This window comes from Burkholderia sp. E168m15 (assembly GCF_016586105.1).
GTDB lineage: Bacteria > Pseudomonadota > Gammaproteobacteria > Burkholderiales > Burkholderiaceae > Burkholderia > Burkholderia orbicola.
Genome location: NZ_BCPO01000121.1, coordinates 1 through 9,227, shown reverse-complemented (window position 1 = coordinate 9,227; position 9,227 = coordinate 1). Strand labels below are relative to the sequence as shown.

Here is a 9,227-nt window from a genome sequence, read left to right as displayed (position 1 = left end):
GCTCGCCTTCCGCCGTCAGCGTGAGGCCCTTCGCATGCCGCTTGAACAGCGGAAACCCGTAATGCGCCTCGAGCGTCTGGATCTGCCGGCTCACCGCGCCCTGCGTGAGGCACAGCTGCTCGGCCGCGCGCGTGAAGCTGCGGTGGCGAGCCACCGTCGAGAAGATCTGCAGCGCGTGCAGGGGCGGAAGTCGGCGCATGGCGAACGGGAAACGGAAAACGGCGCGGAAGGACCGCGCGCCGGCGTCGGCGCGCGCTGACCGACACGATAAGCCAAACGCCGGCTTTGCGCGAGACGCCGAAAATTCAGGTCGTCGCGGTGAGCGCGCCCGCCGCGATGCGCGCCGCCGACGCGACGACGTCCGCGCGCGCCGCGGCATCGGCCTGCGGCTGCGTGAACGACACGGCCATCACGATCGGCGCGCGCGACGGCGGCCACAGCACCGCGATGTCGGTCGTCGTGCCGTAGCCGCCGGTGCCGGCCTTGTCGGCGACGCGCCAGCCGGGCGGCACGCCCGCCGCGATGCCGGTCGCCGCGCGTGCGCCGCCCGCCATCCATTCCGTCAGTTGCGCGCGCTGCGGTTCGCGCAGCGTGTCGCCGAGCAGCAGCCGCTGCAGCGTGTCGACCATCGCGACCGGCGTCGACGTGTCGCGCTCGTCGCCGGGCGCGGCCTTGTTCAGCTCGGGTTCCCAGTGATCGAGGCGGAAGGTGGTGTCGCCGCTTTCGCGCGCGAACGCCGTGACGGCCTGCGGACCGCCGAGCACGCCCATCAGCAGGTTGCCCGCGCCCTTGTCGCCCGACTGCAGCATCGCCGCGCACAGCTGCGCGATCGTCATGCCGGTGTCGACGTGGCTTTCCGTAATCGGCGAGCCCGACACGATTTCATAGCGGCGGTACAGGATACGGCGCGGCAGCAGCGACGCGTCGAGCGAGCCGCGCGCGAGCATCGCGGCGGCGGCCATGACCGCATACGTGCCGCACAGCGGGAAGCGTTCGCGCGCATGGTGCGCGATGCGCACGCCGTTCGACGTATCGAGCGCGGCGACGCCGAGCCGCCCGTTCGAGGCTTTTTCGAGTGCGGCGAGTTCGGCCTGGGCAGTATGGGCGCGCCCCTGGTCGGCGACCGGCGCGGACGTGCACGCGGCAACGAACGGCGCAGCCACGGCGGCAAGCAACAGCGAGCGGCGAGTCGGAGAATGTTCCATGGATGAGATCTGTTCTGTCGGAAACGGTGGCGCGAAGCAACGCGGCCGCGCATCGGCGACGCGCGACCGTTCACGCCGACGGCCGGCCCGCGACGGCATTCGCCGCGCTTCCCCGAAAGACGCCCGTCGGCCCCGCGATAGCGGGATTCGCATGAACAAACCTTAGCGTAGCAGTGACCGCCGTCGCGTTCCAGCGAAACGGCCGCGCTTCACCCTTGCGACGAAGGCAGGTACGGCATCGGATTCACCGGCTTGCCGTCGCGTCGCACCTCGAACAGCAGCGCGACGCGCGAGTTGTCGAGGTCGCCCATCTCGGCGATCGCATCGCCCTGATGCACGATGTCGCCCGTCTTCACGAGCAGCTTGCGGTTGTGCGCATAGGCGGTCAGGAAGTCCGCGTTGTGCTGGACGATGATCAGGCTGCCGTAATCGTTCAGGCCGGTGCCTGCGTACATCACGCGGCCGTCGGCCGCGGCGCGCACCGGGTCGCCCGGCCGGCCGGCGATCTGGATGCCGCGGTTCTGTCCGGGCTTGAACCCGTCGACGATCTTGCCGGTTGCCGGCCACTTGAGCGCGACGCCGCCCGCATGGCGCTTCGTTTCCTTGACGACCTGGCGATCGCTCGCGGTCGATGCGCCGGCCTGCGAAGTGGCCTGCGCGGTGGTCTGCGAGTTGCCCTGACTACTCGCCGCGCCATTACTCGCGACAATCTGCGTGCCGGCCGCGCCCGCGGGCGGCAGCGGCTGCTGCTTGACGATGCGCAGTACCTGCCCCATGCGCAGCCTGCCGTTCGCGGCCAGCTTGTTCCAGGTGCGCAAGTCGGCCACGCTGCAATCGTTCGCGGAGGCGATGCCAGTCAGCGTGTCACCGCGTTTCACGACGTACTTTTGCGCGACGAGAATCGGTGCGGCCGGCATCGGCGCGGCCAACTGCGCGGCAGGCGGGCTCGTATCAGCGGGTTTTCCCGCCAGCGTGTCGCTCGGCGGAACGGACTGCGTACTTGCACAACCGGCCATGACGAGCACGGCGGCCAGGCCCGACAGCCACGCCGCCTTAGGGTGAATCTCGCGCGTTTTCATGGACGATCCGACTCCGGTTTGACAATCTTTCAAGCATCTCAAAAACGGAACGGCCGACGTGTAACCGGATGCAAACAATGATGACAAACGATCACGGACCGGATGCCGGCCGGCATTCGCTACCGGTAATACGGTCCGACCCGGAAAAACTTGATGGTCTTTTCGCTGAAGAACGGAAGAATTTTCGTCGTCAAAAACTATGGCCCGCTGATTTCAATAGGCGCGATCCGCGACATTCACCGCAACCATGCGACGATTTCGGCTGCGGCCCACGCGATGCCAATGCACAGGAACAGCAGATGCAACGCGATCTTGAACGACACGCCCCATGACGAATCGATCCGCATGACAGGCTCCCCGGTTGATGTGCGCCCATCATCGGCCGCCGATCGCACCCCGAAAATGCGGAAGCGACGAACCAGGCCTCAAGCTGCCCCTGAGACCGGCGCGGCGGTTCCTGCTAACTTATCGGCCATCCCCACCCATCGCTCCGCCCATCATGCGCTTCGACCTGACCGACCTGCGGCTCTTCCTGAACATCTGCGAAGCCGGCACGATCACGGGCGGCGCCGAACGCACGCACATCACGCTGCAGGCCGCGAGCGAACGCATTCGCGGGATGGAGGACGAACTCGGCGTGCCGCTGCTGCACCGGACCAAGTCTGGCGCGCAGGCCACCGATGCGGGCCGCGCGCTCGAACACCACGCGCGCACCGTGCTGCAGCAGATCGATCACATGCGTGGCGAACTGCAGCAATACGGCCAGGGGCTGCGCGGCCATATCCGGCTGCTGTGCAACACCGCGTCGCTCAGCGAATACCTGCCCGACGCCCTGGCCGATTACCTGCCGAGCCATCCGAAGCTGTCGATCAGCGTCGAGGAACGCTCGAGCCAGGAGATCGTGCATGCGATCCGCAACAAGACGGCCGAGGTCGGCATCGTCGCCGATTCGGTCGGGCTCGGCGGGCTCGAACAGCAGCCGTTCCGCGAAGACTGGCTGATCGTCGTCGTGCCGGCTGCGCATCCGCTCGCGTCGCACGACAAGGTCGCGTTCGACGACATCGCCGACGAAGACTTCATCGGCCTCACCGACGGCAGCGCGCTGCAGGTGCATCTCGCCGATCAGGCGCGTGCGATCGGCAAGCGGATTCGTTATCGCGTGCAGTTGAAGAGCTTCGACGCGATCTGCCGCGTGATCGCGAGCGGCGTGGGCATCGGCATCGTGTCGCGGCATGCGGCCGAGCGCGCGATGCTCACGATGGACGTGCGGCTCGTCGAGCTGTCCGATCCGTGGAGCCATCGGAAACTGACGCTCTGCGCGCGGTCGTTCGACGCGCTGCCGAAGTACACGCGCGAGTTCGTCGCGTTCCTGTCCGGCGGCGCACCGCCGCGCTGACGCGCGCCGCATTCGCGTCGCCCCATCGACATACGGAGGCATGACCATGACCGATACCGATCTCGCCACCCGCTATCGCGCGTATATCGACTGCCTGAACCGGCAGGACTGGACGGCGCTCGGCGAGTACGTGTCCGACGACGTGATCCACAACGACCGGCCGCTCGGCCTCGCCGGTTACCGCGCGATGCTGGAACAGGACTTCCGCGACATTCCCGATCTGCGCTTCGACATCCGGCTGCTCGTGTGCGAGCCGCCGCGTGTCGCGTGTCGCCTTCGCTTCGCGTGTTCGCCGAAGGGGACGTTCATGGGGCTCGCCGTCGACGGCCGCAAGGTCACGTTCGCCGAGAACGTGTTCTACGAATTTCACGAAGGCAAGATCCGCCAGGTGTGGTCGGTGATCGACAAGGCGGCGATCGAGAAGCAGCTTTGAACGTCGTCGAAACGGCGCGGCGTCGCGCGCGGCGGCCGGTGGTCAGGAATGCCTGAATGCACTTCGATTCTTATGGATAACGTTTTCTCTCATTACGTATCGAGAATCGGTTTCCAGGTCACGCTCCGGCCGCCGCTTCAAAGCGCGATTTCTCTCACCCGATGACCATTCGATCAGCAACGAAAATCCTGGCGATTTTCGCATAAGACCGATTTCCCCTCCCGCACTATCCGCTGCCCGCCATTCGGGTTTCTACCGGCGCATCCGATGTGAAAGTTCATTGACATCACGCGGATGGATGCCTAAATTTGGAAAACGTTTTCCAATGCTCGAGCGCGACGCCGGTCATGGCCCGCGCAGGGGGAACGCTTGCCTGCTCGATTTGCGATTCAGGCCGTCCGCCTTCAGGGATCAGGGTTTGCAAGGGCGGCAGCCGGGTACGGGCATCGAGCACGGCATCGGCCACACATGCCCGTGCTTCACCACTATTCAAAACTGGAGACACCATGCATCCGCGCAGCAGATTCGCGCTCGGCGCCGCGCTCAGCGCCCTTTCCGTCGTGTTCGTCAGCGCGTGCGGCGGCAACGACGTGACCGACACGCCGCCATCGCCCCCCTCGTCGACCACGCCCACCACGCCCACGCTCGCGTCGAACTCGTTGCAGGCGCTCGTCTATGGCGCGCCCGACACCAGCGTGCCGGCCGGCACGAACATCCCGGTCACGATGATGGGCCAGATGCGCGCGCTGTTCGACCTGATCCGGAAATCGCCCGATTTCACGCAGGTCGTGATGGATCTCGGCGACGGCACGCCCGTCCACGTGCTCGACACGAACACCGGCGACAAATTCCTGCCCGGCAAGCTCGCGCTCGGCCTGTCGTACATCCTGATCGACATGAAGTCGAAGAACGACCCGCAATACGCGAGCTACCTCGCGACGTACCAGACGATCACGACCGCGATGATGGCGCAGTCGGGCAGCAACTACACGTATGCGAACACGTCGTGGGGCGAGTACTACTACCTCGTCGCGCTGAACAACCTGAAGGCGCACGGGATGCTCAACGAAGTCTTCAGCGACGCGATGCTCGCGACGCTGCAGCAGCGGCTCACCTTCTGCGACATGTTCGGCCCGGATGCGAGCGGCAAGACCAGTACATGCCCGGCGGCCGGCACGCCGATCGACATCGCGTCGCTCAACACCGCTCAGAACTACTACGCGGTGTCCTACGGCATTGCCGGGCTGCGCCAGAAGCTCGGCTGGAGCAGCCCGTCGTTCGCATCGAAGACCGATCCGGCGGTCGCCGCGATGAGCGCGCGCGACGCGCTGCTGTACACGCTGACGAACCACATCCGCAACGACTCGTCGGGCGGGTTCTCCGACGAAGCATCGAACACGCACACGACCTATTACGACCAGGCGCGCTTCGACCGCTACAGCACGCTGCTGATCGGCGAAGTGGTCGAGCGCACGTTCGAGATGGGCAACGAAGCAAACCTCACGCCGGAGCTGAAGGGCTATCTGCGCAAGTCGGTCGACCTGATCCTGCCGCAGCTGAACGCCAACGGCCAGGGCTTCAACTACGGCCGCTCGATCGGCCCGTACGGCGATTCCGCGTTCATGGAGGTGCTGACGGCCGCGGCCAATGCCGGCGTGCTGACCGATCGCGAGAAACAGGTTGCGTATGCATTCATCTACCAGGCCGCGCGGCGCTTCGACACGTACTGGTACGACCCGTCGCTGCCGACGCCGTCGGTGAACATGTGGGTCAAGGGCCGCGGCACCGACACCTATCGCGGCAAGCCGCGCGTGATGGGCGAGAACTTCAGCCTGCTGCACCAGTACCTGTACGTGAACGCATGGTGGAACAAGCTCGGCTTCGGCGGCCAGGCGCCGATGGCCGATGCGGACTACCGCGCGTGGCTCGACGCGCTGCCGCGCTACACGCTCACCTGGTACAACCAGCCGGGCGACGCCGCGCATCCGTACAGCGCCGCGCTGCTCACCGTGCGCGACGGCCGGCGCGTGATCAACCTGAACCTCAGCCAGGCGCCCGACTACGACTCGTACACGCCGTATTACCCGGTGCCGTTCTCCGACAAGCTGATCTACGGCACGACCGACCTCGGCTATGCGCTGCTGGTGCCGCAGGTGACGTACAACGCGAAAACCTACATTCCGGTCACGTACTACAAGAACCTGAACGTGCAGCAGAGCAACGGCCAGGTGATCGTGTCGTTCGATACGACGAAGTTCCGCCTCGCGTCGAAGAACGCCGCGTACACGACGGATCTCGACCTGCAGGTGCACACGGTGCTGACCTTCGCGCACGGCACGGTGTCGCGCAGCGATACGCTGAGTTCGGGCACGCTCGCCGGCAACCTCGCGATCGAGACGGACTTCACGTCGTTCGCGGATTTCGCGTCGACGCAGGCCAACGGCGACGGCGTATCGGTGACGTACGCGAACAGCGCCGCGACCGGCTATGCGACGTCCGGGTTCGACAACTGCGCGCTGTCCGCCTTCGACACGGCGAACGGCGCGACGAATCCGCTGTCGACGACGCCGATCGGACAGTTGCATTCGAACTTCGCGTGCACGACGAAACCGTTCGCACTCGGCGCGGGCGCGACCCGCACGGTCGGGTGGACGCTGAAGTACGCCGATCCGGCGTGAACGGCGCGAACGTCATGCCGTGACCGTTCCCGAAGCCGGTTGCCGAAACCGGCTTCGGGATCATTCAGCGGCCGGAGGCACGTTCACCGCCACCCCGACCCCGCCATATACGCGCCGAGCGCGATCAGCCCGATGAAGAAGCAACGCTTGAACAGCTTCTCGCTCATCACGCGCCGCGCATATTGGCCGCCGGCCATCCCCGCCAGCGCGGGCACGAGCGCGAGCGCCGACACGCCGAGATCGACGGTCTGCAATACGCCCGTCACACGCAACTGAAGGCCGAGCACGATCGTCGACGCGGTAAACGACAGCCCGAGCGCCTGGATCAGATCGTCCTTCGACAGACGCAGCGCCTGCAGGTACGGCACCGCCGGTACGACGAACACGCCGGTCGCGGCCGTCACGACGCCCGTCAGGTAGCCGACCCCGGCCGACAACCATTTTTCATGGCGCCCCGGCGCGGGCAGCCGCGCCGCCGCCAGCCCCCACAGCCCGTAAAGCACCAGCACGACGCCGAGCGCCGCGTGCGTCCACGTGCTGCCGGCCGCGAGCGCCGGCAATCCGCCCGTCAACGTGCCGACCGTCAGGCCGGCGAGCAGCGGCCACAGCCGGCGCAGCAACGCGCCGAACGACGGACCGAGCCACAACTGCCACACGTTGGTGACGAGCGACGGCACGAGCAGCAGGCTCGCCGCGGCCGACGGCGGCATCGCGAGCGTCAGCAGCCCCATCGCGATCGTCGGCAGCCCGAGCCCGATCATCCCCTTCACCGCGCCGGCCAACAGGAAAACCAGCACGACGATCGTCAGCGTATGAATCTGCATGGCAGGCATTCCGTCGTTGAGTACGGCGCCGATGATGCCTGCCCGCCCTGCCGCCCGCCATCTGGCTTTGCCTGAGGCTGGCTCGGGCCGGTTGGCCGGGGCTGTCAGGCCCCGGCGATCCGGCCCCGTGGATCACCCCCGGCCCTGCTCGCTGTCGAGGTGCGCCATCTGCGCGGCCGGATAACGCTCGCCGGCCGCCGCCCCGGCGGGAACCGCCGCTTCGATGCGTTCGAGGTCATCGACCGTTAGTTGCAATTTAGTTGCCAGCAAACCGTCCTGCAGTTGGGTGCGCTTGCGCGCGCCGACCAGCGGCACGATGTCGGCGCCGCGCGACAGCACCCACGCGATCGCGACCTGCGCCGGATTGCTGCGCTTCTCGTCCGCGATCGCGCGCAGCGCATCGACCAGCGCGAGGTTGTGCGCGAGGTTCTCGCCCTGGAAACGCGGGCTGGCCGCGCGGAAATCGCGCTCGCCCTGCCGCGCCGCGCTCCAGCCGCCGCCGAGCAACCCGCGCGACAGCACGCCGTACGCCGTCACACCGATCCCGAGTTCGCGGCACGCGGGCAGGATGTCCGCCTCGATCCCGCGCGACAGCAGCGAGTATTCGATCTGCAGATCGACGATCGGCGCGACGGCGGCCGCGCGGCGGATCGTGTCCGCACCGACTTCCGACAGCCCGATATGACGCACGTACCCGGCCTTCACGAGATCGGCGATCGCGCCGACCGTTTCCTCGATCGGCACGGCCGGATCGACGCGTGCCGGCCGGTAGATGTCGAGGTAGTCGGTGCCGAGCCGCTTCAGCGAATACGCGACGAAGTTCCGGATCGCCGCGGGCCGCGCGTCGTAGCCGGCGAACCCGCCGGCCGGATCGCGCAGCGCGCCGAACTTCACGCTGATCAGCACCTGGTCGCGCGTGCGGCCGCGCAGCGCGTCGCGGATCAGCATCTCGTTGTCGCCCATCCCGTAGAAGTCGCCCGTATCGAGCAGCGTGATGCCGTGGTCGAGCGCCGCGTGCAGCGTCGCGATGCTTTCGTCGCGATCCGCCGGCCCGTAAAAGTCCGACATCCCCATGCAGCCGAGCCCGATCGCCGAAACCTGCGGGCCCGTGCGGCCCAGTCGATGCTTGTCCATATCCGTGTCCTTGCGGTGTTGACTGAATCAACCGGATTCTGAACGCATCGCGGCGCACGATAAACGCGAAACCCCCAACCAATTCATTCGACGATGATTAACAATGGAGCCTGTTCCAATCGCCACGCTCCCGCCCCCGCATGGACCATCTGCAAGCAATGCGCACCTTCGCGCGCGTCGCCCATCTGGGCAGCTTCACGAAAGCGGCCGAGCAACTCCAGTTGCCGCGCCCGACGGTCAGCAACGCCGTCCAGTATCTGGAAAAGCACCTGAAGATCCGCCTGCTGCAACGCACGACGCGGCGCGTCGCGCTGACCGCCGAGGGCGCGACCTACTACGAGCGCTGCGTGCGGTTGCTGGCCGATCTCGACGATGTGGAAACGCTGTTCGAGGATGCCGGCGCGTCGCCGCGCGGCGTGATCCGCGTCGACCTGCCCGAGCGTTTCGCGCTGAACCAGGTGATTCCGGCGCTGCCGGA

General features: G+C 66.8%; 9 protein-coding genes. 4 read left to right on the top strand and 5 right to left on the bottom strand.

Going from position 1 to position 9,227, the window contains the following annotated elements; all coding sequences use genetic code 11:
• The 3 genes from JMF86_RS19500 to JMF86_RS19490 form a co-directional block, all read right to left on the bottom strand.
• A partial coding sequence (locus tag JMF86_RS19500) for a LysR family transcriptional regulator (RefSeq protein ID WP_201317111.1) occupies positions 1-199 on the bottom strand: 199 nt, incomplete at its 3' end.
• A 106-nt stretch (positions 200-305) separates the two neighbouring features.
• On the bottom strand, positions 306-1,205 hold the full coding sequence (bla, locus tag JMF86_RS19495) for a class A beta-lactamase (RefSeq protein ID WP_041489382.1): 900 nt from the start codon (positions 1,203-1,205) through the stop codon (positions 306-308).
• A 209-nt stretch (positions 1,206-1,414) separates the two neighbouring features.
• Complete coding sequence (locus JMF86_RS19490; protein WP_006478827.1) at positions 1,415-2,284, bottom strand: peptidoglycan DD-metalloendopeptidase family protein; 870 nt, start codon at positions 2,282-2,284, stop codon at positions 1,415-1,417.
• A 499-nt stretch (positions 2,285-2,783) separates the two neighbouring features.
• On the opposite strand from JMF86_RS19490, the gene JMF86_RS19485 reads away from it, so the two are divergent.
• The 3 genes from JMF86_RS19485 (at position 2,784) to JMF86_RS19475 (ending at position 6,791) form a co-directional block, all read left to right on the top strand.
• On the top strand, positions 2,784-3,680 hold the full coding sequence (locus JMF86_RS19485; protein ID WP_011547520.1) for a LysR family transcriptional regulator: 897 nt from the start codon (positions 2,784-2,786) through the stop codon (positions 3,678-3,680).
• A 46-nt stretch (positions 3,681-3,726) separates the two neighbouring features.
• Positions 3,727-4,113 carry an ester cyclase gene (locus JMF86_RS19480; protein WP_011547519.1) on the top strand — a complete coding sequence of 129 codons (387 nt, stop codon included), beginning with the start codon at positions 3,727-3,729 and terminating at the stop codon, positions 4,111-4,113.
• A 506-nt stretch (positions 4,114-4,619) separates the two neighbouring features.
• Complete coding sequence (locus tag JMF86_RS19475) at positions 4,620-6,791, top strand: hypothetical protein (protein ID WP_011547518.1); 2,172 nt, start codon at positions 4,620-4,622, stop codon at positions 6,789-6,791.
• 83 nt (positions 6,792-6,874) lie between these two features.
• Here JMF86_RS19475 and JMF86_RS19470 read toward each other — a convergent pair whose 3' ends face one another.
• Entirely contained in the window at positions 6,875-7,615 is a 741-nt protein-coding gene (locus JMF86_RS19470) for a sulfite exporter TauE/SafE family protein (protein WP_041489381.1), read from the bottom strand.
• Positions 7,616-7,747: 132 nt separating this feature from the next.
• On the bottom strand, positions 7,748-8,749 hold the full coding sequence (locus JMF86_RS19465) for an aldo/keto reductase (RefSeq protein WP_011547516.1): 1,002 nt from the start codon (positions 8,747-8,749) through the stop codon (positions 7,748-7,750).
• Positions 8,750-8,889: 140 nt separating this feature from the next.
• Between JMF86_RS19465 and JMF86_RS19460 the strand changes: the two genes are divergently transcribed.
• On the top strand, positions 8,890-9,227 hold a 338-nt coding region (locus JMF86_RS19460), incomplete at its 3' end, for a LysR family transcriptional regulator (RefSeq protein ID WP_201317110.1).

Coding starts and splice junctions, on each gene's coding strand:
- bla (WP_041489382.1), bottom strand. CDS start 1,205: ATGGAACATTCTCCGACTCGCCGCTCGCTGTTGCTTGCCGCCGTGGCT.
- JMF86_RS19490 (WP_006478827.1), bottom strand. CDS start 2,284: ATGAAAACGCGCGAGATTCACCCTAAGGCGGCGTGGCTGTCGGGCCTG.
- JMF86_RS19485 (WP_011547520.1), top strand. CDS start 2,784: ATGCGCTTCGACCTGACCGACCTGCGGCTCTTCCTGAACATCTGCGAA.
- JMF86_RS19480 (WP_011547519.1), top strand. CDS start 3,727: ATGACCGATACCGATCTCGCCACCCGCTATCGCGCGTATATCGACTGC.
- JMF86_RS19475 (WP_011547518.1), top strand. CDS start 4,620: ATGCATCCGCGCAGCAGATTCGCGCTCGGCGCCGCGCTCAGCGCCCTT.
- JMF86_RS19470 (WP_041489381.1), bottom strand. CDS start 7,615: ATGCAGATTCATACGCTGACGATCGTCGTGCTGGTTTTCCTGTTGGCC.
- JMF86_RS19465 (WP_011547516.1), bottom strand. CDS start 8,749: ATGGACAAGCATCGACTGGGCCGCACGGGCCCGCAGGTTTCGGCGATC.